Source organism: Streptomyces sp. NPDC048523, assembly GCF_043199815.1.
Lineage (GTDB): Bacteria > Actinomycetota > Actinomycetes > Streptomycetales > Streptomycetaceae > Streptomyces.
Genome location: NZ_JBICWQ010000002.1, coordinates 1,009,511 through 1,032,588 on the forward strand (window position 1 = coordinate 1,009,511; position 23,078 = coordinate 1,032,588).

Genomic DNA, 23,078 nt, shown 5'->3' on the forward strand with positions numbered 1-23,078 from the left:
CATGACCCAAGTACTGGACCGGCCGGTGGAGTTGAAGACCCCGGCCTCGCCCGCCGAGCGCACCGCCCGGCGAAAGGCCCTGCTGGAGTGGGTGGCGGTTCACTCCCTCGGCCTCGCCGCCGCCCTCTTCTTCACGCTGCCCTTCGTGTTCGTGTTCCTGACCTCGCTGATGAGCGACACCCAGGCCCTCAGCCGCGATCTGATCCCGCACACCTGGGAGTGGGGCAACTACCGGCGGGTCTTCGACACCCCGGGCTTTCTGACCTGGTGGCGCAACACGCTGATCTACGCGGGACTGGGAACAGTCCTTACGGTCGTGTCGTCGATCCCGGTGGCGTACGCGCTCGCCAAGTTCCGCTTCCGGGGCCGCAATCTCTCCCTGATGCTGGTGATCTCGATGATGATGCTGCCGCCCCAGGTCGTCATCATCCCGATGTACCTGTTCTGGGCGAAACAGCTCGGACTGTCGGGCACCCTGTGGCCGCTGATCATCCCGATGGCGTTCGGGGACGCGTTCTCGATCTTCCTCCTCCGGCAGTTCCTGATGACGATCCCGAACGAGTACGTGGACGCGGCCAAGGTCGACGGCTGCGGTGATCTGCGCACCCTGCTTAAGGTCGTCGTCCCCATGGCGAAGCCCGGTATCGCGGCCGTGGCCCTGTTCCAGTTCTTCTACGCCTGGAACGACTACTTCGGCCCGCAGATCTACGCCTCGGAGAACCAGAACGCCTGGACGCTCAGTTACGGCCTGGAGTCCTTCAAGGGCATGCACCACACCGACTGGAACCTCACCATGGCCGCGACCGTGCTGGTCATGGCCCCCGTGATCCTCGTGTTCTTCTTCGCGCAGAAGGCGTTCGTCGAGGGCGTCACGCTGACCGGAGTGAAGGGTTGATACGGATATGAAACTCACCGTGGTCGGCGGAGGCTCGACCTACACCCCCGAACTCGTCGACGGCTTCGCCCGCCTGCGCGACACCCTGCCCGTCGAGGAACTCGTTCTCGTCGACCCGGCCGCCGAGCGCCTGGAGCTGGTCGGCGGCCTCGCCCGGCGCATCTTCGCCAAGCAGGGGCACGACGGCCGTATCGTCACCACGTCCGACCTGGACGCGGGCGTGGACGGCGCCGACGCGGTGCTCCTGCAGCTGCGCGTGGGCGGCCAGGCGGCTCGGCAACAGGACGAGACCTGGCCCCTGGAGTGCGGCTGCGTCGGCCAGGAGACGACCGGCGCGGGCGGCCTCGCCAAGGCGCTGCGCACGGTCCCGGTGGTCCTCGACATCGCCGAACGGGTCCGCCGGGCCAACCCGGACGCCTGGATCATCGACTTCACCAACCCGGTCGGGATCGTCACCCGCGCCCTGCTCCAGGCCGGGCACAAGGCGGTCGGGCTGTGCAACGTGGCCATCGGCTTCCAGCGGAAGTTCGCCGGGCTGCTCGGCGTGACGCCTGCCGACCTCCACCTCGACCACGTGGGCCTCAACCACCTCACCTGGGAGACAGGTGTACGGCTGGGCGGTCCCGAGGGCGAGGACGTCCTGCCCAAGCTGCTCGCCGAGCACGGCGACACGATCGCCGGCGACCTGCACCTGCCGCGCCCGCTCCTCGACCGGCTCGGCGTGGTCCCGTCGTACTACCTGCGGTACTTCTACGCGCACGACGAGGTCGTGCGGGAACTGGGCAGCAAGCCGTCCCGGGCCGCCGAAGTGGCGGCGATGGAGAGCGAGTTGCTGCGGATGTACGGCGACCCGGCCCTGGACGAGAAGCCGGAGCTGCTCGCCAGGCGCGGCGGGGCCTACTACTCGGAGGCGGCGGTGGACCTCGCCGCCGGGCTGCTCGGCGGGAGCGGCAGCCCCTACCAGGTGGTCAACACCCTCAACCGGGGCACGCTGCCCTTCCTGCCCGCCGACGCGGTGATCGAGGTGCAGTCGGCGGTGGGCCCGAACGGTCCGACCCCGCTGGCGGTGCCGGCCGTGGACCCGCTGTTCGCGGGGCTGATGGCGCACGTGACGGCGTACGAGGACCTGGCGCTGGCGGCGGCTCTGCGGGGCGGCCGGGACCGGGTGTTCAAGGCGCTGCTCGCGCATCCCCTCGTCGGCCAGTACGCGTACGCCGAGGGCCTCACCGACCGACTGATCGCACACAACCGGGAGCATCTCGCGTGGGCCTGACCGCATGTGTCCTCGCCGTCGACGCGGGCAACAGCAAGACCGACGTCGCGGTCGTGGCGGCCGACGGCAGCGTCCTCGCCACGGCCCGCGGCGGCGGGTTCCGGCCGCCGGTGGTGGGCGTCGAGGCGGCGGTGGACGCCGTCGCCGACGCGGTCGGGCGGGCCTTCGCCGCGGCTGGGGTGAGTTCGGTGGAGCACGTCTCGGCGTGTCTCGCCAACGCCGACTTCCCGGTGGAGGAGCGGCAGTTGGCCGCGGCGCTGCGCACGCGCGCGTGGGGCCCGGACGTGGAGGTCCGCAACGACACCTTCGCGATCCTGCGGGCCGGGGTCACCGAACCGCGCGGGGTCGCCGTGGTGTGCGGCGCGGGCATCAACTGCGTCGGCATGCGGCCCGACGGCCGTACCGCCCGCTTCCCCGCGCTGGGCCGGATCTCCGGCGACTGGGGCGGCGGCTGGGGCCTCGCGGAGGAGGCCCTGTGGCACGCGGCCCGCGCGGAGGACGGCCGGGGCGTCGACACCGACCTCGCGCGCGTGCTCCCGCTCCACTTCCAGCTGCCCTCCATGTACGCCCTGATCGAGGCCCTGCACCTGGAGGAGATCGCCCCCGCCCGCCGCCACGAACTGACCCCGGTGCTCTTCGCCACGGCCGCCGCCGGCGACCGAGTGGCCCGTTCCCTCGTCGACCGCCTGGCCGACGAGGTGGTGTCCATGGCGACGGTGGCCCTGACCCGCCTCGACCTCCTCGACGAGGAGACCCCGGTCCTGCTCGGCGGCAGCGTCCTGGCCGCCCGGCACCCCCAACTGGACGACGGCGTACGGGAACTCCTGGCGGCCCGCGCCCCCAAGGCCGTACCCCGGGTGGTGACGGCGCGTCCGGTCCTGGGCGCCGCGCTCCTCGGCCTGGACCGGGCCGGAGCGTCCCCGGAGGTGCAGGCCAGGACGCGGACGTACTACGAGGCCTGAGCGAGCACCGCGTCGGCCACCTCGGAGACGGACATGTCCTTCCCGACGTCGACGCGGGCCAGTCCCAGCCGGTCGACGGCCGCCACCATCAGCTCCTGGTAACGCACGCTCCGGGCAAGGAACTTGTCCATCAGGAACCGTTCCTCGTCCGTCGCCTCGTCGTAGCGCCCGGCCGTCCGGATCCGGGCGCGTACGACGTCCTCGCCGGCGGTGAGCCAGACGGCGGCGGTGTGCGGCACGGCCGGCGTGGCCACCCGCTCCGGCCACAGCGCCGAGCCCTCCAGGACCAGGCCCGGTCCGGCGGCGTGCGCCTGGACCAGGTCCTCGATGCGGGGCCACAGCCGCTCGTAGTGGGCGAGGACCGAGTCGATCAACTCGTCCACGCCGAGCGTCGCGTAGTGCTCGGCCACATGCGGCGGCACCTCCCACTCCGGCGTGCGCCAGGGCCGCCCCGGGTGTCTGGCCAGCAGGTCCGTCGAGCGGTGCTCGAAGCCGAGCCGGCCGGCGACCGCCCCGGCGACCGTGGACTTGCCGGTATTGGACGTTCCGCCGATCATCACCACACGTACCCCGCGCACGACGGCGACCTTACGCGCCCCTTGGGGGGGAACCGAACCGATTCCGGCGGCGTATTGATGGGCAAGGGGTGGTGCAGAACGCGGAGCGGCGGCAGGCAGTCCGCTGCGATCCGATCAAGATCGAGTGAAGCCCGGTGCGGATGTCGGTCCCGGCAGCGATACTTGCGGCGAGGGATGACCATGGGGGAGGTCGAACAGTGACACACCCGCCGAAGAGCAGCGCGGCACCACCGGGTTCCGGGGTGCCCACGATGCCGGCCATTCCGCCGCAGCCGGGACCCCCGGCCCCGGCCCCGCAGGCGTCTCCGCCCGCCCCCGCGCCGGACCGGGCACCCGCCCGTCGTACGGCCTTCGCCGAGGGTTTCGACCAGGTGCGCGCGGCCGCCACCACCGAACCGGGCCGGCTGCGCGTCATTGGCGCGGCGCTCGCCCTGCTCGTGATCCTCTTCGGCGCGGTGACCGCCTGGCAGACCAACGACCGGGCCGCCGCCGCGGACGACGTGCTGCACAAGAGCCAGCCGCTCAGCAGCGCAGCCGCCGACATCTACCGCTACCTGGCCGACGCCAACACCACGGCCTCCAGCGGCTTCCTCGCCGGCGGCCAGGAGACGGCCGGCTCCCGCAACCGGTACGAGAAGGACATCGATCTGGCGGCGACCGGTCTGGTCAAGGCGGCCTCGAACTCCGACCCGGACTCCCCCGCCGCGAAGACCGTGGCCGAGCTCAACACCCTGCTGCCGGAGTACAAGGGCCTGGTGGAGCGGGCCCGTACGTACAACCGCCAGGGCTTCCCGGTCGGCGGCGCCTATCTGCGGTACGCCAACGAGAAGATGCAGGAGGAGATGCTCCCGAAGGCGCAGAACCTCTACACGAGCGAGAACCAGCGGCTGCGCGCCGACTACGCCGACGCCACGCCCTACCCGTGGGCGGCGATCGGCCTCGGCGTCCTGGCGCTGGCCGGGCTCGCCTGGGCGCAGCACCGCAACTACCGGCGCACCAACCGGGTCCTCAACCACGGTCTGGTCGCGGCCACCGCGACAGCCACGGTGGTACTGCTGTGGCTGGTCGTCGGCCACACCGTCGCGCGCGCGGGCCTCGACGACTCCTACGACCACGGGGTCCGCTCGCTCAATGTGCTGCACGACGCCCGGATCGCCTCCCTGAAGGCGCGCGGCAACGAGAACCTCACCCTGGTGGCCCGCGGCGCCGAGACGGTCACCGTGAAGAACGCCCAGGGCCAGGACGTCTCCTACGACGCCTACGACTACGACTTCGGCAAGGACATGGACACCCTCGGCAAGGGCCTGGCCGAGGCGTCCGAGCTCGCCGACGACAGCGACGGCAAGAAGCCGGTCACCGCGGCCGAGGGCAACATGGCGGTGTGGAAACAGCGCCACTCCGCGGCCCGCGAGCAGGACGACTTCGGCAACTACGAAGTGGCTTTGAACCGGGTCATAGGCGGCAAGGGCGACACGGGCGAGTGCTTCGACAGCGTCGACAAGAACCTCGCCAAGGCCCTGACCCACGAGGAGAAGGAGTTCGCGCGGTCGGCCGGTGACGGCCTGGGCGCGATGACCGGACTGCCGGTGGGCGCCGCCGTCCTGGCCGTCCTCGGCGCGGCCGGCGCGGTACTGGGCATCGGCCGCAGGCTGTCGGAGTACCGGTGAGAGGGGGCGTGACGATGCGAATGCGCGGACGGGTGCGGACCGGTCTCAAGGGCTGGGGCGGTGTCGGGGCGATGGCGGTCGTCTGCGTCCTGGTGCTCGCCTTCGCGCTGCTGCTGCCGCACACCCGGCCGAGCGGCGACGGCAGCACGGGCACCGGCGGGCCAGGCTTGACGCGCGCGCTGCAGGCGGCGGACAGCAAGGCCTGCCTGAACCCGGCGATCAAGGCGCATCCGGAGGACCAGACGCTGTCCCCGTCGAGCGCGGGCGGCCCGGCGATAGACAGGATCAAGGCTCGGCAGGGCGAGAAGCGCAAGCTGATCGTGGGCGTCGACCAGAACAGCTACCGCTGGGGTTACCGCAACCCCAACGGCGGGGCGAAGGCCGACCTGGAGGGCTTCGACATCGATCTGGTGCACCGGATCGCGCAGGACATCCTGGGTGACCCGAACGCCGTGCAGTTCAAGGCGATCCCGACCAACCAGCGCATCCCGGCGATCGAGAAGGGCCGGGTCGACATGGTCGTCCGCACGATGACGATCAACTGCACCCGCGTCGACCAAGTGGCGTTCTCCGCGCCCTACTTCAAGACGGGTCAGCAGGTCCTCGCCCCCAAGTCCTCGGACATCACGGGCTACAACGACACTCTGGCGAAGAAGAAGATCTGCACGGCCGAGGGTTCGACCGCCTTCTCCAAGCTGGAGGACGACAAGAAGGCAGGGGGGCTCGTCGCCTCCGCCGACATCAAAACCACCGTGCCCAACCAACTCGACTGCCTCGTCAGGCTCCAGCTCGGCGAGGTCGACGCCGTGGTCACCGACGGCGCCCTCGCCGCCAGCCAGGCCGCCCAGGACCCCACGGTCGAACTGAAGGGCTCCCCCTTCACCACCGAGTACTACGGCGTGGCGATGAAGAGCGACGCCGACGATCTGGTACGCCGGGTCAACCAGATCCTGGTGGACTACCGCAAGGACACCACCGACGGCTGGCAGGCGTCGTACGACAGGTGGCTGTCGGCCACACTGAACGAGAGCTCGGCGAAGTCGGAGCCGCCGCCACCGAAGTACCTGCGCAAGAACTGACGCACCGTCACAACCGAACAACCACCCAGCAACCCTTCAGCAGCGAGAGGTGATCGATGGGCGTCACGGGACCCCCCGGGCCGGTGATGGACCGGGACGAGGTGGACCGTGCGCTGGCGCGGCTCGGCGCGGAGCACGAGGCGATCGAGACCTCGCTCCTCGCCCTGCAGGACCACGCGGGCCGCAGGCTCCTCGAAGGTGCCGAGCTCACCGGGGTCACCAAGGAGCGCTGGGAGGCCGCCGACGCGTCGATCACCCTGCTGTGGGCGTACTTCGACGCGTACTCGGACGCGCTGCGCTCGGCCCGCGAGATCCGTTCCCGCCGCCGCTGGTCCAGCCGCGAGGACCTGGTGGAGCTGAGCGAGCTGCTGCGCGGCGAGTCGGTCACGGTCGCCGGCTCGGCCACCGCCACCGCCAACGCGCCCACCCTGCACGGGAATTCGGGCAAACTCAGCGAGCGGTTCTCGCTGGTGACGCTCGTGGAGCGGATGAACGAGCTGTACGCGACGAGCCTGGACATGGTCGTCGCCGCCGACGCGGTGTGGTCGGCACTGCCCGCGCGGATAGATCTTCTGTCCGCCGAGCTCCAGCGCACCCGCCGGCTCGCGCACTCCGTCGGCGTACGGCCCGGGGAGCATCCGGCCGGTGACGACCTGGAGCGCATCACCCGCACCCTCACCTCGCTGCGCGAGCAGGTGATCTCCGACCCGCTCGCCTTCTGGCAGCGCGCGCAGGGCAGTTCGGCGCCCGGCGGCGGCAGGCCGGACACCACGGCGTACGACCGTGAGGCGCGCGCCCTGGAGGAGGTGCGCCGGGAGATCGACGCCGTGCTCACCGTCCGGCAGGACGCCGAGGCCCGGCTGGTCAGGCTGCGGGACGTGCTCTCCCGCGCGGACCGCACGCTCGCCGAGGCGCGTCTCGCGCGCGGCGAGGTCCTCGCGAAGATCGCCGCCACGGAGGTGCCGGTCGTCAGCGGACCGCCGACCGCGCTGCAGGAGCAGCTGTCGACGGCCGCCGAGTACCGCAGACACGCCCAGTGGCACCGGTTGTCCCCGCTCCTGGAGTCCCTGGAGCAGAAGGCGGAGGACGAACTGCTGCGCGCCCGCGAGTCGCTGACCGCGGTCACCGCACCGCTCGCGGTCCGCGCGGAGCTGCGCGGCCGGCTCGACGCGTACAAGGCGAAGGTCGCCCGGCACGGCCTGGCCGAGGACCCGTTCCTGATCGAGCGGTACGACGCGGCCCGGCGGATGCTGTGGAGCGCGCCCTGCGACCTGCGGGTCGCCGAACAGGCCGTGCTGCGCTACCAGCACGCGGTCGCCGAACTGCTGGGCGCCCCGCGGGTGCCGCAGGACCGTAGGGGGGAGTCGACGTCATGAGCCAGGAACAGCAGCCCTGCCAGCGGCCCGGCTGCGACGGCAGGTACGAGGACATGGGCGGCGGCGAGCTGTACTGCGACACTTGCGGCCTCGCACCGGTCGTCCCGGCCGGGACGGGCCGGAACGGCTCGGTGCCCACCGGCGGGACGGGCGGCGGCAGCCACTCGCAGGGCAGCGCCGGTTCGCACGCCACCGGCCGCGGTTCCTCCCGTACGTCCACGCGTACGTCCTCGCACTCGTCCAAGTCGCGGCGCTCGGTGTCGGGACGGCTCTCGCGCGCGGTCTCGGGGAAGTCCACGGGCCGTTCGGTGTCGGTGCGCGGCTCCGGCTCGACCGCCGGTTCGAGCGGGCGCGGCCGGCTCGGCGCGGGGCTCGTCGAGGTGCCCGGGGTACCGCGGCCCGACCCGCGCGGGATGGTGCTGGAGAACCCGGAGGTGCCCGAGCGCAAGCGGTTCTGCTCGCGCTCCGACTGCGGTGCCCCGGTGGGGCGTTCGCGCGGGGAGCGGCCCGGGCGCACGGAGGGCTTCTGCACGAAGTGCGGCCACCCGTACTCGTTCGTGCCGAAGCTGAAGTCCGGTGACGTCGTGCACGGCCAGTACGAGGTCGCGGGCTGTCTGGCGCACGGCGGTCTCGGCTGGGTGTATCTCGCCGTGGACCGCGCGGTGTCCGACCGCTGGGTGGTCCTCAAGGGCCTGCTGGACACCGGCGACCAGGACGCGATGGCCGCGGCGATCTCCGAGCGGCGCTTCCTCGCGGAGATCGAGCACTCCAACATCGTGCGGATCTACAACTTCGTGGAGCATCTCGACCAGCGCACCGGCTCGCTCGACGGCTACATCGTCATGGAGTACGTCGGCGGCAAGTCGCTCAAGGAGATCGCCAACGGCCGCCGTTCGGCCGACGGCAAGCGGGACCCGCTGCCGGTGGAGCAGGCGTGCGCCTACGGCATCGAGGCCCTGGAGGCGCTCGGCCACCTCCACAGCCGCAACCTCCTGTACTGCGACTTCAAGGTCGACAACGCCATCCAGACCGAGGACCAGCTCAAGCTGATCGACATGGGCGCGGTGCGCAGGATGGACGACGAGGAGTCGGCCATCTACGGCACGGTGGGCTACCAGGCCCCCGAGGTCGCGGACGTGGGCCCCTCGGTCGCCTCCGACCTGTACACCGTCGGCCGCACCCTGGCGGTGCTGACCTTCGACTTCCAGGGCTACACCAACGTCTTCGTCGACTCGCTGCCCGACCCCGACAACATCGAGGTCTTCCGCCGGTACGAGTCCTTCTACCGGCTGCTGGTCCGCGCGACCGACCCGGACCCGGCCCGCCGGTTCTCCTCCGCGCAGGAGATGTCGGACCAGCTGACGGGCGTCCTGCGCGAGGTCGTCTCCCTCCAGACGGGCCGCGCCAGGCCCTCCCTGTCGACCCTCTTCGGACCCGAAGTCCGGGTCACCGACACGGAGTTGTTCCCGAAGCTGGACGGGGAGGTGTCGCGGCTGGGGGGACGGGTGCTGCCGTCCCGGAAGACCTCCGTCGGTGCCGGCGGTGTGGTCGGTGCGATCGGTGCCGGCAGTGCGATCGTCAAGCCGGTCGACGCTCCCGTCGCCTCCCTCGCGCTTCCCGTCCCCCTCGTCGACCCCTCCGACCCCAACGCCGGTTTCCTCGCCGGGCTCATGACCACCGCGCCCGCCGAACTGCTCGGCGCCCTCGCGGCCGCGCCGGCCCCGTCGGCGGAGTCACGGCTCCGGCAGATCCGCGCCTGGCTGGAGAACGGCGACGCGCACACCGCGGACGAGGCACTGCGGCGCCTCGAGGACGAACGGCCCGACGACTGGCGGGTGGTCTGGTACCGGGGCGTGGCCGCCCTGGTGACCGGCGACCACGAGGCCGCCGCGCTCGCCTTCGACGCGATCTACGACGCCTTCCCCGGCGAACCCGCCCCCAAGCTCGCCCTCGGCCTGTGCGCGGAGGTGCTCGGCCAGCTCGACAACGCCGCCGAGTACTACGGCCTGGTCTGGTCGACCGACCCCAGCTATGTGAGCGCCGCGTTCGGCCTCGCGCGCGTGCAACTGGCGAGCGGGGACCGCCGTAGCGCGGTGAAGACGCTGGAGTCGGTGCCGGAGTCCTCCATCCACTACACCGCCGCCCGGGTGGCCGCCGTCCGCGCGCGGCTGCGTGGACGCACCGCGACCGCGGGCGACGTACCCTTCCTGGACGACCTGACCGCCGCCGCCGGGCAGGTCGAGGCGCTGGACGCGTACGGTCTCGATCCGGCGCGCCGTGAGCAGTTGTCGGCCGAGGTGCTGGGCGCGGCCCTGGACTGGATACTCTCCGGTGGCCAGGACTCCGTCGCCCCCGCCGCCGGGGGACGGGCGCTGCTCGGCAGTGGACTGGACGAGCGAGGACTGCGCTTCGGCCTGGAGCGTTCGTACCGCGCGCTGGCCCGGCTCGCGCAGGGCGGCGAGGAGAGGATCTACCTGGTGGAACGAGCCAACCGTTACCGCCCCCGGACGTGGGTGTAGTTGATGTCGCAGATGCCCCAGCAGACCGCCCTGTCGAGGTGCCCGAGCTGCGAGGAACCCCTCGAGTCGGGCGACCGCTTCTGCGGTGCGTGCGGATACGACCTGTCCGCCGTCCCGGCACGCCCGGACGACAGCCCGACCATCGCCATGAACGGCGCGCCCACGGCCGGCCCCTGGCCGCAGGCCCCGCACCCCCCGGCGGAGCTGCATCTGCCGACCGACCTGCGGGCCGCGGCGTCGGGCGAGCACGAACTGCCCCAGGTGCCGCCCCAGTCGGGGCCGGTGCTCGGATCACCGGTCTCCCCCGCCTCCGGTGTGCGCTTCGACCGGCCCCCGGAGCCCGAGGAGTACCTTTTGCAGGCGCCCGACCCACGCATGGTCGCCGGACCGCCCACCCCCGCCGAGGGCACCGCACCGTCGACGGTCTGCGTGGCCTGCCGCGCCGGCCGGGTCGACGACGACGGCTACTGCGAGAACTGCGGGCACGCCCAGCCGCGTGAGCGCGACCACATGGAGCAGGAGGCGGGCCCGATGGCCGCCGTCAGCGACCGCGGCCTGCGCCACCACCGCAACGAGGACGCCTTCACCCTCGGCACCAGCGTGCTGCCCGACGGCTCGCCGGCCACCTTCGCGGTCGTCTGCGACGGCGTGTCCTCCGCGACCCGCCCCGACGACGCCTCCCTGGCCGCGTCCCGGGCCGCGGCCGACGCGCTGCTGGCCGCGCTGCCGCAGGGCACGCATCCCCAGCAGGCCATGCACGAGGCGATCGTCGCCGCCTCCCGCGCGGTCAACTCGCTCGCCGGGGAACCCGCCACGGCCCGCGAGCACCAGCCCCACCAGAACGCCCCCGCGTGCACGATCGTCGGCTCGGTCGTCACCCCGAGCCTGCTGGTCGTCGGCTGGGTCGGCGACAGCCGCGTCTACTGGGTGCCCACGGACCGCAGTTCACCCCCGGCCCGGCTCACCGAGGACGACTCCTGGGCCGCACAGATGGTCGCCGCGGGCCTGATGAACGAGGCCGAGGCGTACGCCGACGAGCGCGCCCACGCGATCACCGGCTGGCTCGGCGCGGACGCCTACGAACTCGACCCGCACACCGCTTCCTTCAAGCCGGACCGGCCTGGTGTCGTGGTGGTGTGCACCGACGGCCTGTGGAACTACGCGGAGGCGGCCGACGAGATGGCGGAAGCCGTACCGGCCGACGCCGCCGCGCGCCCGCTGCACACCGCCCGGGTGCTGGTCGGCCACGCCCTGGACGGTGGGGGCCACGACAACGTAACAGTGGCCGTCGTGCCGTTCCCGGCCCCTTCGCAGGGGGCAGGATCGGCCTGAGGCCGTACGCGGGGAACGCGCCGCAGCGGGAGCGCCGGACCGGAGGGGACCGGTCCGCGATCAGTCATCGCCCCACGACTGTGGGGTTCGCGAGGGGGATGTGAGCAGGCATGGCCAATTTCTCGAAGTCGCACGCGCCGCAGTTCGCGATGGATGTCTACCAGAACGAGTACCTGCCCGAAGGCGGCCGTGAGGTCAACGCGATCGTCACGGTGACCTCGACCGGCGGCGGCACGATCGGCAGCGCGGTCGCGGCCGCGCACCTGTGGTCGGCGCAACAGGGCCCCTCGGCGGCGGTCGCGCTCATGGTCGACTGCTCGGGCTCCATGGACTACCCGCCGACCAAGATGCGCAACGCCCGCGACGCCACGGCCGCCGCGATCGACACCCTGCGCGACGGGGTGCACTTCGCGGTGATCGGCGGCACCCACGTGGCCAAGGAGATCTATCCGGGCAACGGCCGACTCGCGGTAGCCGACGCCACCACCCGCGACCAGGCCAAGCAGGCCCTGCGCAAGCTCAGCGCGGGCGGCGGTACGGCCATCGGCACCTGGCTGCGCCTCGCCGACCGCCTGCTGTCCTCGGCGGACGTCGCCATACGGCACGGCATCCTGCTCACCGACGGGCGCAACGAACACGAGTCACCGGAGGACCTCAAGGCCTCCCTCGACGCCTGCGCGGGCCGTTTCACCTGCGACGCCCGGGGCGTGGGCACCGACTGGGAAGTGAAAGAAGTCACAGGGATCGCCTCCGCCCTGCTCGGCACCGCCGACATCGTCGCCGACCCGGCCGCCCTCGCCGCCGACTTCACGCAGATGATGGAGACGGCCATGGGCAAGGAGGTCGCCGACGTCGCCCTCAGGGTGTGGACCCCGGTGGGCACCACCATCAAGTTCGTCAAGCAGGTCGCGCCCACCGTCGAGGAGCTCACCGACCGCCGCACCGAGGCCGGTCCGCGCGCCGGGGACTACCCCACCGGCTCCTGGGGAGACGAGTCCCGTGACTACCACGTCTGCGTCGAGGTCCCGGCCGCGAACATCGGCCAGGAGATGCTCGCCGCCCGGGTCTCCCTGGTCGTCCCGCAGCCCGACGGCACCACACAGAACCTGGGCGCACAGGGTCTCGTCCGGGCCGTGTGGACCGACGACATGGTCGCCTCGACGTCGATCAACCCCCAAGTCGCCCACTACACCGGCCAGGCCGAACTGGCACAGGCCATCCAACAAGGGCTCGATCTCCGCAAAGCGGGCGATATCGACGGAGCAACGGCCAAACTGGGCCGGGCCGTTCAGCTCGCGAGCGACTCGGGGAACGCCGATACTGCGAAACTGCTTTCGAAGGTGGTCGACGTGGTCGACGCCACGACAGGTACTGTGCGACTGAAGGCGAAGGTCGAGGAGGCCGACGAGATGACTCTCGAGACACGGTCGACAAAGACAGTTCGTGTAAAGAAGTAGACAGTTTCCGACGTAGAAGTTCCCTGATCCGAGAGGGGGAAGCGCCGACATGCCGACCTGCCCGAACGGACACCAGTCGGGTTCCGACGACTGGTGCGAGGTCTGCGGTCACCGCATGGCCGGTGCCGTGCCTCCGCCCCCTCCGCCGCCGCCCGGTCCGGGTGGAGGCGGCTACGGCTTCCCGCCGCCCGGCGGTCCCGGTGGTCCCGGGGGCCAGCCCGGCGGACGCCCGCCTCTGTCCGCCGTACCGGACCCCGAGCCGGAGCTCTGCCCGCAGTGCCGTACGCCCCGTGAGGGCGGTGCGCCCTTCTGCGAGGAGTGCCGGTGGAACTTCCTGACGAACACGGCGACCTCCTACACCCCGGCCGCCCCGCGCCCGCCGGCCGGCTCCGGCGGCCCGCCCTCGCACTTCCAGCAGCAGCAGCCCGGGCCCGGTCCGTCCTTCGGCGGCGGCGGTGATTCGTACGAGTACCAGGGCTCGCGCCCGTCCCAGGTGAACCGCCCCGCGGAACCGATCCCCTTCGGCTCGGAGCCTTCGGGCCGCCCCGGTCCGGGTGGGCCGGGCGGCGGCCCGGGTGGGCCCGGCGGTCCTGGTGGTCCGCAGGGCTTCCCCGGTAACCCGTCCCGGCCCGGCGGTCCCGGTGGCCCCGGCGGTCCCGGTGGCCAGGGCTCCTCCGGTCCTTCCGGTTTCCCGGGCGGACCCGGTGCACCCGGCGGTTCCGGCCCCTCCGGTTTCCCCGGTGACCCGTCCCGATCCGGTGGCCCCGGCCAGTCCGGTCCTGGTGGCCAGCAGGGTTTCCCGGGCGACCCCGGACGCTCCGGCGCACCCGGCCCCTCCGGTTTCCCTGGCGGCCCGGGCGGACCCGGCGCACCGGGCTCCTCCGGTTTCCCGGGCGAACCCTCACGTCCCGGAGGCCCAGGCGGCCCCGGCAACAACCCCGGCCCCGGTGGCTACGGCTACCCGCAGCCCGGCGCCACCCAGGCTCCCTCCGGTCCGCCCGGATCCTCCGGTCCCGGTGGCCCAGGCGGCCCCGGCCCCGGTGGTTACGGCTACCCCCAGCCCGGCGGCCCGCAGGGCTTCGGCGGCCCTCCCACCCAGCCCGGCCCTGGCGGGCCCGGCGGTCCCGGCGGCCCGCAGGGCTTCCCCGGCGACCCGTCCCGCCCCGGCCCGGGTGGCCCCGGTCCCGGCGGCGCCCCCGGTGGTCCGCCGAACTTCGGTGCCGACCCCTCCCGCCCGGTCCCGCCGCCCCCGGGCCCGACCCCGCCCGCCGGCCCCGGTAACACGAGCGGTGCCCCGCAGGGCTTCCCGGCGCAGGGCGCATCCGCCCCGCCCGCCTTCCCGCAGGAGACCAACCGGCCCCAGCAGGGCGGTCCGTCCTTCGGCGGCGGCGCCGACGACTGGGTCATCTCCCCGCCCTCCAACACCGCCCCCGGAGGTCCGGGCGGCGGTCCCGGCGGCGGCTACGGCTACCCGCAGCCCGGCGCAACCCAGGCCCCGCCCGGGCCCCCCGGGCCGTCCTTCCCTCAGCAGCCGGCGACCTGGACTGCGACGATCGGCCCGGACCGCGACTACTTCCTGGCGATGATGCAGCGCTCCGGCCCGGAGGCCGCGGGCCTGAACCTGCCCGCGTACTCCCCCGAGCAGCAGCGCACGCTCACCGGCAACCAGGTCACCATCGGCCGCCGCCGGCACTCCACCGGTGACACCCCCGACGTCGATCTGTCGGTGCCGCCGGAGGACCCGGGCGTCTCGCACCAGCACGCGGTGCTGGTGCAGCAGCCGGACGGCTCCTGGGCGGTCGTCGACCAGAACTCGACGAACGGCACCACGGTCAACGGGGCCGAGGAGCCCATCACACCGTTCGTGCCGGTGCCGCTCCAGGACGGCGACCGGGTGCACGTGGGCGCCTGGACGACGATCACGATCCGCCGCGGCTAGCCGGCGGCCAGGTCACCGGAGGGGCTTCACCGGAGGGGCCACGTATGCGGTCCCTCCGGGTCGTCCAGCCACGCCCACTGCCGGTCTCCGCTGATCGTGATGCCGTACCGCTCACGGCTCGGTTGCCCCTCGCGCTCCCACAGCGCGTACGCCTCCCGCGGTTGGAGGCTGCCGCGGCTCAGGGCCAGCAGGAAGCGGAACAGGTCGTCCTGCCGGGCCCGGCGCGGCACCCCGCCCCACTCGACGGACCCCTCGTCGTGCCGGTCCGCGCCACGCAGCGGCACGAAGTAGACGGGCGTGTGCAGGAAGCGCCCCTCGGCGTGCCCGGCGTCCCGGACCGTCAGAACGATCAGGCCGGTGGCGAGCGGGCTCAGGATGCGGGCGCCGGGGCGGCACTGGCCGAGCCAGGCGGTCGGGACCGACGTCAGGGTGCAGGTGGCGATGACCCGGTCGAAGGGGGCGCGTTCGGGCACCCCGCGCGCTCCGTCGCCGGTGACGACGACGGGGCGGTACCCGGCGGCGGCCAGGTGTCTGCGTGCCGCCTCGGTGATCTCCGGTTCCAGGTCGACGGTGGTGACGCGGTGGTCGCCGAGCCGGTGGGCGAGCAGGGCCGCGTTGTAGCCGGTGCCGGCGCCGATCTCCAGGACCCGGTCGCCGTCCCGTATCCGCAGCTCGGCCAGCATCATCGCCATCAGCGAGGGCTGGCTGCTGGAGGAGACCAGTTCGCCGTCGCGCAGCCGGGTCGCCAGTGGGGCGTCGGCGTAGGCCCCGCGGACCCACTCCTGACGGGCGCGCGGGTCCGGGCTCTCCCCCCAGCGCCGCTCGTGGCCGCCCACGACGCCGACGTAGTAGTAGGGCACGAACAGATGCCGGGGCACCGCCTCGAAGGCCTGCCGCCACACCGGGTCGGTGGCCCAGGCCCCGCTCGCGTCGATCTCCCGCACCAGCGCGGCCCGCGCGGAGGCGGCGAGTTCGGCGAGGTCCCTGTCGAGAGCGTGCGCGCCCATGCCTCCACTCTGCACCCTGAGAACGGCAGGTCCTAAGCCTTGAGTCCTCGTCCACCCCGTCTGAGACCATGGTTGACGTGAAAGAGATCCGGCGCGGCACGCTTCAGACGCAGACCTTCTACGAGCAGGTCGGCGGGGAGGAGACCTTCCGCCGCCTCGTCCACCGTTTCTACCAGGGGGTCGCCGAGGACCCGGTCCTGCGGCCCATGTACCCCGAGGAGGACCTCGGTCCGGCCGAGGAGCGCCTCGTGCTGTTCCTGATGCAGTACTGGGGCGGCCCCACGACGTACAGCGACAACCGCGGCCACCCGCGGCTGCGTATGCGCCACGCGCCCTTCGTCGTCAATCGCGCGGCGCACGACGCGTGGCTCAGGCACATGCGGGACGCCGTCGACGAACTCGGCCTGTCCGAGGAGCACGAGACCCAGCTGTGGAACTACCTGACGTACGCGGCTGCTTCGATGGTGAACACCGCCGACTGACAACTCTTCGCCGAGTGCCGGATTCCGGTCGTCCGGTGTCGGATTCCGGTCACAATCCGGTCAAGCCCGGGCTACAAGCGCTTACCCGCGACCGTCCCCTCTGACATCCTCGCCGGAGATCTGCACAACACGGCGGGGGGCCGGGTGACGGGGTTCGGGGGAATCGCGCGTTTGGTGTTCCTGCGCGGGCGGGCGCACCGGCTGCTGCTCGCCGCCGCGCTGCTCACGGTCCTGCTCACCACGGCGGTCCTCGCGACCCTCACCGCCTACTCCGGCGCGATCGGGGACGCGGCCCTGCGCCACTCCCTCCAGGACCCGCGCAACGCCGCCGACACCGCGCTGGTCGTCAAGGCCGACGTACCCGAGGAGCGTCGTACGGCCGCCGACACCGCCGTACGCAAGGTGGCGCGGCAGGCGTTCGACGGGCTGCCGGTGACCGTGCGGACGTTGCTGCGGTCGGGCCCGTACGCGCTGCCGCGGTCGCTGCAGTCGGCGTCGGAGCGGTCCGGGGACCCGGATCTGACGCACTTCGCGGCACTGGACCGCAGTCGGGTGCGACTCGTCGAGGGGCGGCTGCCGCGGGCGGCGAAGGGGCTGGTCGAGGTGGCGCTCCCGCAGGCCGCCGCCCGCTCCCTGCACCTCGGCCCCGGTGCCCGCCTCACCCTCGCCGACCGGCTGCGCGGCCCGGCGGTGCGGATCACGGTGACCGGCCTGTACCGGCCCGTCCGCGCCGCCGACCCGTACTGGCTCCTCGACGACCTGCACGGGCGGGGCATCAACAAGCTCGATTTCACGACGTACGGCCCCCTGCTCGCCGATCCCGGCGTGCTGGCCGACGGGACGGTGAGCGTCGGGACGTCGGGGTGGCTGGCGTCGGCCGACTTCTCGACGGTGACCACCGCCCGGTCGGACGCGCTGCGCAGGACGGCTGTCGCGGGGAACGCGGCGCTGCGCAAGGAGTCCTCGCTCGGCGGCGCCACGACCGCCTCGACCTCGCTGCCCGAGGTCCTCGACCGCACCGACCGTTCCCTGCTGGTCTCCCGCTCGACCCTGCTGATCGTCGCCCTGCAGCTGGTGCTCCTCGCGGGCTGCGCCCTGCTGCTGGTGGCGGGGCTGCTGAGCAGTGAGCGCACCGGCGAGAGCCGGCTGCTGCTGGCGCGCGGCGCCTCCCGGGCCCGGATCGCGGGCCTCGCCGCCCTGGAGGCGGTGCTGCTCGCGGTGCCCGCGCTGCTGTGCGCGCCGCTCCTGGCGGGCCCGCTGACCCGGACGCTGGCCGAACGGGGAGCGCTGGCCCGGATCGGGCTGCGTCCGGAGGTACCGCCGGGCGGGCGGCCCGGGGTGTGGCTGGTGGCGGCGGCGGTGGCACTCGGGTGCGCGCTGGCGGTGACCCTGCCCGCCCTGACCTCGTCGTTCGCGCGTGGCCGCTCCCGGACGCTGCCCGGTGCGGTGCGCGCGGGGGCGGACCTCGGGCTGCTGGCCGTGGCCGCGGTGGCGTACTTCCAGCTCAGCCGTCAGACCTCCGGTGCCGTGTCCGACGACACCTCCGGCACGCTGGGCGTGGATCCGCTGCTGGTGGCGGCGCCCGCGCTCGCCCTGCTGGCCGGTACCGTCCTGACGCTGCGGCTGCTGCCGCCGCTGGCCCGGCTCGCCGAACGCCGGGCGACCGGCGGGCGCGGCCTGACCGCGGCCCTGGCCGGCTGGCAGATCGCCCGGCGTCCGATGCGCGGGGCGGGCCCGGTGCTGCTGCTGGTCCTCGCGATGGCGCTGGGCATGCTGGCGATCGGGCAGGGCGCCTCCTGGGACCGTTCGCAGTCCGACCAGGCGGACTTCCGGGCCGGGGCGCCGGTGCGCGTGCTGGCCTCCGGTGACGCGGGTCCGGGCCGCACCGAGCAGTACGCGGCCGTCCCGGGCGTACGGCGGACCGCCCCCGCCGCCCGCTCCGAACTGGCCCTGTCCGGAAGCCGGGTGGCGACGGTGCTGGCCCTCGACACCGCCCACGCCTCGATGCTGATCCGCCCCGACCTGCACTCCGGACCGTTCCGCCAGGGGCTCGCCCCCAAGGGTGCGACCGCGGGCGTGAAGGTGCCCGCGGACACGACCCGGCTGCGGCTGACGGCGACCCTGCGCGGCCCGGTGCCGAGTACGACGGCGCAGGTCGCCGTCACCCTGGTGGACCGCTACGACACCCCCTACCGCGTCCAGGCCGGCCAACTCCCCGCCGACGGACGGCCCCACGCGCTGGACGTCTACGTGTCCGGAGGCCCGCTGACCCTGACCGCCCTGGAACTGCTCGTCCCCGTCCCGGGCGGCAGGGCCGAGCAACAGCGGCTCACCGTCTCGGAGTTGACCGCCTCGGGCACCGGCGGTGCGGTGCGGCGGCTCCGGTTGCCGACCGACTGGGCGGTCCGCTCGCAGAGCGACGGGGCGAGTTCGTCGGCGAACCCCAAGACCAAACCGACCTCGCCACGCCTGAGTTCGGGATCCGGTCGGCTGAGCGTGACCTACGGCACCGGGTTCATCCCGTACGACGAGACCTGGAGCTCGGGGTCGCTGACGATCCGGCTGAAGGCCCCGCAGCCGAGGTCGGCCGGGGTCACCGCCGTCGCCACCGAGCGCTTCCTCACCTCGGCGGGCGCGGCCCTCGGCGACAGAGTGGACGTGCCGCTGGGCGGCTCGACGGTGTCGGCGCGGATCGTGCGCGCGGTACGGGAGTTGCCCACCACCTCGGACAACGGCGGCGCCCTGCTGGTCGATCTGCGGGCCGTGAACCGGCAGTTGCAGGAGCAGTCCGACAGCGGCGTGGAGCCGACCGAGTGGTGGCTGTCGACCCGGCCGGGCGCGTCGGACAAGGTCGCGGCGGCGTTGCGGGCCCGGCCCGACATGGACCCCGCGCAGGTCGTGGTCCGGGACGAACTCGCCGGGCAGCTGCGCGACGACCCGTTCGGCGCGGGCCCCGAGGCCGCGTTCGCCGCGGCGGCCGCGGTGGCGGCGGCGCTGGCCGCGGTCGGGTTCGCGGTGAGCGCGGCGGGGTCGCTGCGGGAGCGCGGCGCGGAGTTCGCCGTACTGCGCGCCCTGGGGGCCCCGCGGCGGCGGCTGGCCCGGGCGGTCGCCGTGGAACAGGGCGTCCTGGTGGTGCTGGCGCTGCTGGTGGGCGCGCTGCTGGGCACGGTGCTGACCCGGGCGGTGGTCCCGCTGATCGTGCTGACGGACGAGGCGACCAGACCGGTCCCGCGGGTCCTGGTCCAGCTCCCGCTCCCGCAGGCGGCCACGCTGCTGGCGGCGGTGGCCCTCGCCCCGCTCCTGGTCACCGCCGCGCTGGCACTGCGGCGGGCGGATCCGGCGCGGGTGCTGCGTGAGGGGGGTGAGTGAGGTGAGGTTCTTCGACACGGCCGCACCGGGGGGTTCCGGGGAGTCCGTGCCCTGGGTGCGCACGCGGCTGCGGACCGCGCCCGGCACCGCGTTCTGGCTGGCGCTGCTGGTCGCGCTGACCGCGTGTCTCGCGGCCGCGTGCCCGCGGGCGGTCGACCGCTACGAGGACGCCGGACTGCGCCGGGCCGTCGAACAGGCCCGCCCCGACCGGACCAGCATCGAGGTCTTCGCCCCGCAGCCGTCCATGATGCTGCCGCCACGCGGACGCGAGGACGTCCTGCGCCCCGGCGTGCTGGCCCACCAGTACGCCAAGGTCCGCGCCCAGGTCCCGCGGGCGCTCGCCCTCGACCCGGGGCAGTCGACGTACGGCGTGCGCACCACCATGGACATCCCGGTACCGGACCCGTGGCTGCCGCGCCCGACCGGCAAACCCGCGGAGGTGACCCTGATCGCCCAGGCGGGCCTCGGCGCCCACGCCTCGCTCGCCCGGGGCCGTCTGCCGCGTGCGGACGGCGACGTGACCGCGAACACCCCCGAGCTGGAGGCCGCGGTCACCGTCGACACCGCCAAGTCCCTCCACATCAAGGTCGGTTCGGTGATCCACGCGCCCGCCGCCGGCCGTACCCTGCCCATCCGCGTCACGGGCATCGTCACCCCGCACGACCCGCAGGGCGCCTACTGGTCCACCCACCCGATCCTGCGCTCCCCGTCCCTGATCCGCGAACCCGCGCCGTCCCTGGACATGCACTGGCTCGGCGCCCTGCTCATCGCCCCCGAGGCGGCCCCGCTCCTGCTCGCCACCCCCGGAAGCCCGGAGCCCTACTGGCAGTTGGCGCCCTCCGAGCAGACGCTGCGAGCCCGCGACACCCCGGCCCTGCGCTCCGCGCTCGCCTCCCTGGAGGCAGGTCCCGCCCTGCAGAGGGTGCGGCTGGAGATCGACGGTCCGGTGACCGAACTGAGCGAGATCACCGGCCGGACCGACGTCCTCACCGACCTCGACGAAATCCTCATCGCCTACGACCGGTTCCGCCGCGAAGTCGCCCCACTCGTCGCGGTCGCCGCGTCCGGCACCGGCACGGTCGCCGTCGTCGTCCTGCTGATGGCGGGCGGCCTCACCGCCGACCGCCGCCGCAGCGAACTCGCCCTGCTGCGGGCCCGTGGCGCCTCCCTGCGGGGGCTCACCGCCCGCCTCTTCGCCGAGACGGCGGTCGTGGCCGTCCCGGCGGGCGCCCTGGGCCTGGCCGCCGCGCTCGTCACGGTCCCCGAGGGCCGCCTCCCGTACGCGATCGCGGCCGCCGTGGCGGTGACCGCCGTCACCTGTGCGGCCCTGCCCCTGCGCGCGGTGGCCGCCCACCGCGCGGTCCGCGTCCACACCGGCCGCGAGGACATCTCCTCCGTACGACCGTCCCGGCGCCGTACGGTCGTCGAGCTGACGCTGCTGGCGCTGGCGGCGGGGGCGGTGGAGTCGCTGCGCCGCCGCGGCACGTCGGGCGCGTCCGACGACCTCGTCTCGCTGGCACCGGTGCTGGTGGGCGTGATCGCCGCCCTGGTCCTGGTCCGTCTGTACCCGCTTCCGCTGCGGGTCCTGGCCCGTCCGGCCGCCCGTCTGCGCGGTGCCCTCGCCCATCTGTCCCTGGCCCGGGCGGGCCGCACCTCGGCCTCCGCCGTCCTGCCCCTGCTCGCCCTGCTGACCGCTCTGACCACGGCGGCCTTCGGCGGCTCGGTCCTGGCGGGCGTACAGGAGGCCCGCGACCACGCGGCCCTCCTCGCGGTCGGCGCCGACGCGCGCGTGGAGACGGCGACGCCGCTCCCGTCGGGGCTGCCGGAGCGGCTGCGCCGTTCACCCGGGGTGAGCGGGCTGTCCGCGGTGAGCGTCACGTACGACGCGAAGCCGGAGGACGGAGCGGTCTCGGTGCCGCTGGCCGGGGTGAACCCCGCGGACTACGCGGCACTGTCGTCCCGGACCGGCATCGGCGCCTTCCCGGCGGACCGGTTGCGGAAGTTGCGGAAGGGGACCGCCGGCGGCACGACCCCGGCCCTGGCCTCCACGGCCACGGCCCGGACGTACGGCACCCGCCCCTTCCCGGTCCTGCTCCCGGACGGCAGCTCGCTCACCGTCCGCATCACCGGCGTCCTCGACCGCACGTCGGCCGTGACGGGCCCGGATTTCCTGGTCGTGAACCGCGAGGCGCTGAGCCCGGAGACGGCGCGGCCGACGACCCTGCTGCTGACGGGGAAGGACCTGGACGGGGCCGCGCTGCGCAGGGCGGCCCCCGAGGCGGCGTCCGTACACCTGAGGTCCGAGGAACGGGAACGCTACGTCGACTCGCCGCTGCAGACCGGGGCGGAAGGCGTCTACGCGACGGCGGTGGCGGCCGGCACGGGTTACGCGCTCCTGGCCCTGCTGCTGTCCCTCCTGCGCTCGGCCCCCGAACGCACGGCGCTGCTGGCCCGCCTCCGCACGATGGGCCTGACCCGAGCGGCGGGCCGCCGCCTGCTGATCCTGGAGTCCCTGCCCCAGGCGATCCTGGCCGCCCTGGGAGGCACCCTCACGGGCTGGGCCACCATCCGCCTCCTGTCCCCGGGCATCGACCTCACAGCCATCGCCCTCCCCTCGGCCGAACCCTCCTCGGCCGCGTCGGAGTTGCGCACGGACACCCTGTCCCTGGCGATACCGGCGACGGCCGTACTGCTGCTGGCGGTGGGGATGGGGATCGGCCAGGCATGGTGGTCGGGGAGACGGGGATCGGTGCGGGAGCTGAGAGCGGGGGACGCGAGATGAACACCTGCGGGAGTTCGAGCGACTGGGACGGTGACGGGGGGCGCGGCGGTGCGGGTGGGCGCGGGGGCATCGCTCGGCACGGCGGTCCTGGTGGGTGCGGGGGCATCGCTCGGCACGGCGGTCCTGGTGGGCGCGGGGGCATCGCTCGGCACGGCGGTCCTGGTGGGTACGGGGGCATCGCTCGGCACGGCGGTCCTGGTGGGCGCGACGGTGCTGGTACGCGCGGGCGCATCGCTGGCCGCGACGGCACCCGCTCGGTGACGGCGGGCGAAGCAACCCGTCCGCGCGAGACGCGCTTCTCCCTCGGCCCCAGTCACGGGCAGTCGGGCTGCTGGGGCGAACCCGGTAGACACGGCGGCAC

The 23,078-nt window shown here is 73.7% G+C and carries 16 protein-coding genes; 14 read left to right on the plus strand and 2 right to left on the minus strand.

Going from position 1 to position 23,078, the window contains the following annotated elements:
- Position 1: 1 nt before the first annotated feature.
- Genes ACGFWE_RS13525 through ACGFWE_RS13535 form a run of 3 tightly spaced genes read left to right on the plus strand, consistent with a single transcriptional unit; the run spans position 2 to position 3,130 of the window.
- Entirely contained in the window at positions 2–895 is an 894-nt protein-coding gene (locus tag ACGFWE_RS13525) for a carbohydrate ABC transporter permease (protein WP_352384043.1), read from the plus strand.
- Between the two features lie 7 nt (positions 896–902).
- Complete coding sequence (locus tag ACGFWE_RS13530; RefSeq protein ID WP_393599931.1) at positions 903–2,168, plus strand: 6-phospho-beta-glucosidase; 1,266 nt, start codon at positions 903–905, stop codon at positions 2,166–2,168.
- Positions 2,159–3,130: an N-acetylglucosamine kinase gene (locus ACGFWE_RS13535; protein ID WP_393599932.1), complete on the plus strand. Its 972-nt coding sequence runs from the start codon at positions 2,159–2,161 to the stop codon at positions 3,128–3,130. The genes ACGFWE_RS13530 and ACGFWE_RS13535 overlap by 10 nt, the downstream gene beginning before the upstream one ends.
- Here the strand turns inward: ACGFWE_RS13535 and ACGFWE_RS13540 are convergent.
- A complete protein-coding gene (locus tag ACGFWE_RS13540) occupies positions 3,118–3,708 on the minus strand; it encodes a hypothetical protein (protein ID WP_393599933.1) in 591 nt (196 codons plus the stop codon). The two genes, ACGFWE_RS13535 and ACGFWE_RS13540, sit on opposite strands and share 13 nt — an antisense overlap.
- 251 nt (positions 3,709–3,959) lie before the next feature.
- Here ACGFWE_RS13540 and ACGFWE_RS13545 point away from each other — a divergent pair, with 251 nt between their 5' ends.
- The 7 genes from ACGFWE_RS13545 to ACGFWE_RS13575 all read left to right on the plus strand — a co-directional run bounded on the left by ACGFWE_RS13545 (position 3,960) and on the right by ACGFWE_RS13575 (position 15,077).
- Positions 3,960–5,375 (plus strand): hypothetical protein, encoded by a 1,416-nt coding sequence (locus ACGFWE_RS13545; RefSeq protein WP_393599934.1) that lies wholly within the window; start codon positions 3,960–3,962, stop codon positions 5,373–5,375.
- A 14-nt stretch (positions 5,376–5,389) separates the two neighbouring features.
- Positions 5,390–6,454 carry a glutamate ABC transporter substrate-binding protein gene (locus ACGFWE_RS13550; RefSeq protein WP_393600208.1) on the plus strand — a complete coding sequence of 355 codons (1,065 nt, stop codon included), beginning with the start codon at positions 5,390–5,392 and terminating at the stop codon, positions 6,452–6,454.
- A 56-nt stretch (positions 6,455–6,510) separates the two neighbouring features.
- Positions 6,511–7,830 carry a hypothetical protein gene (locus ACGFWE_RS13555; protein ID WP_393599935.1) on the plus strand — a complete coding sequence of 440 codons (1,320 nt, stop codon included), beginning with the start codon at positions 6,511–6,513 and terminating at the stop codon, positions 7,828–7,830.
- Positions 7,827–10,349: a tetratricopeptide repeat protein gene (locus tag ACGFWE_RS13560; RefSeq protein WP_393599936.1), complete on the plus strand. Its 2,523-nt coding sequence runs from the start codon at positions 7,827–7,829 to the stop codon at positions 10,347–10,349. The genes ACGFWE_RS13555 and ACGFWE_RS13560 overlap by 4 nt, the downstream gene beginning before the upstream one ends.
- Positions 10,350–11,681, plus strand: a complete 1,332-nt coding sequence (locus ACGFWE_RS13565) for a PP2C family serine/threonine-protein phosphatase (RefSeq protein WP_393599937.1) — start codon at positions 10,350–10,352, stop codon at positions 11,679–11,681. It abuts the gene before it with no gap.
- Positions 11,682–11,791: 110 nt separating this feature from the next.
- On the plus strand, positions 11,792–13,138 hold the full coding sequence (locus tag ACGFWE_RS13570; RefSeq protein WP_352384056.1) for a VWA domain-containing protein: 1,347 nt from the start codon (positions 11,792–11,794) through the stop codon (positions 13,136–13,138).
- A 49-nt stretch (positions 13,139–13,187) separates the two neighbouring features.
- A complete protein-coding gene (locus ACGFWE_RS13575; RefSeq protein ID WP_393599938.1) occupies positions 13,188–15,077 on the plus strand; it encodes an FHA domain-containing protein in 1,890 nt (629 codons plus the stop codon).
- Between the two features lie 26 nt (positions 15,078–15,103).
- On the opposite strand, the gene ACGFWE_RS13580 is transcribed toward ACGFWE_RS13575, so the two are convergent.
- Positions 15,104–16,084 (minus strand): methyltransferase domain-containing protein, encoded by a 981-nt coding sequence (locus ACGFWE_RS13580; RefSeq protein WP_393599939.1) that lies wholly within the window; start codon positions 16,082–16,084, stop codon positions 15,104–15,106.
- Positions 16,085–16,152: 68 nt separating this feature from the next.
- Here ACGFWE_RS13580 and ACGFWE_RS13585 point away from each other — a divergent pair, with 68 nt between their 5' ends.
- The 4 genes from ACGFWE_RS13585 to ACGFWE_RS13600 all read left to right on the plus strand — a co-directional run bounded on the left by ACGFWE_RS13585 (position 16,153) and on the right by ACGFWE_RS13600 (position 22,978).
- On the plus strand, positions 16,153–16,566 hold the full coding sequence (locus tag ACGFWE_RS13585; protein WP_352384060.1) for a globin: 414 nt from the start codon (positions 16,153–16,155) through the stop codon (positions 16,564–16,566).
- Between the two features lie 174 nt (positions 16,567–16,740).
- On the plus strand, positions 16,741–19,935 hold the full coding sequence (locus ACGFWE_RS13590; protein ID WP_393600209.1) for an FtsX-like permease family protein: 3,195 nt from the start codon (positions 16,741–16,743) through the stop codon (positions 19,933–19,935).
- Entirely contained in the window at positions 19,928–22,717 is a 2,790-nt protein-coding gene (locus ACGFWE_RS13595; RefSeq protein ID WP_393599940.1) for an FtsX-like permease family protein, read from the plus strand. Before ACGFWE_RS13590 ends, ACGFWE_RS13595 begins: the two co-directional genes overlap by 8 nt.
- Positions 22,718–22,747: 30 nt before the next feature.
- Positions 22,748–22,978 (plus strand): hypothetical protein, encoded by a 231-nt coding sequence (locus tag ACGFWE_RS13600; protein ID WP_393599941.1) that lies wholly within the window; start codon positions 22,748–22,750, stop codon positions 22,976–22,978.
- The last annotated feature ends 100 nt before the right edge of the window (positions 22,979–23,078 follow it).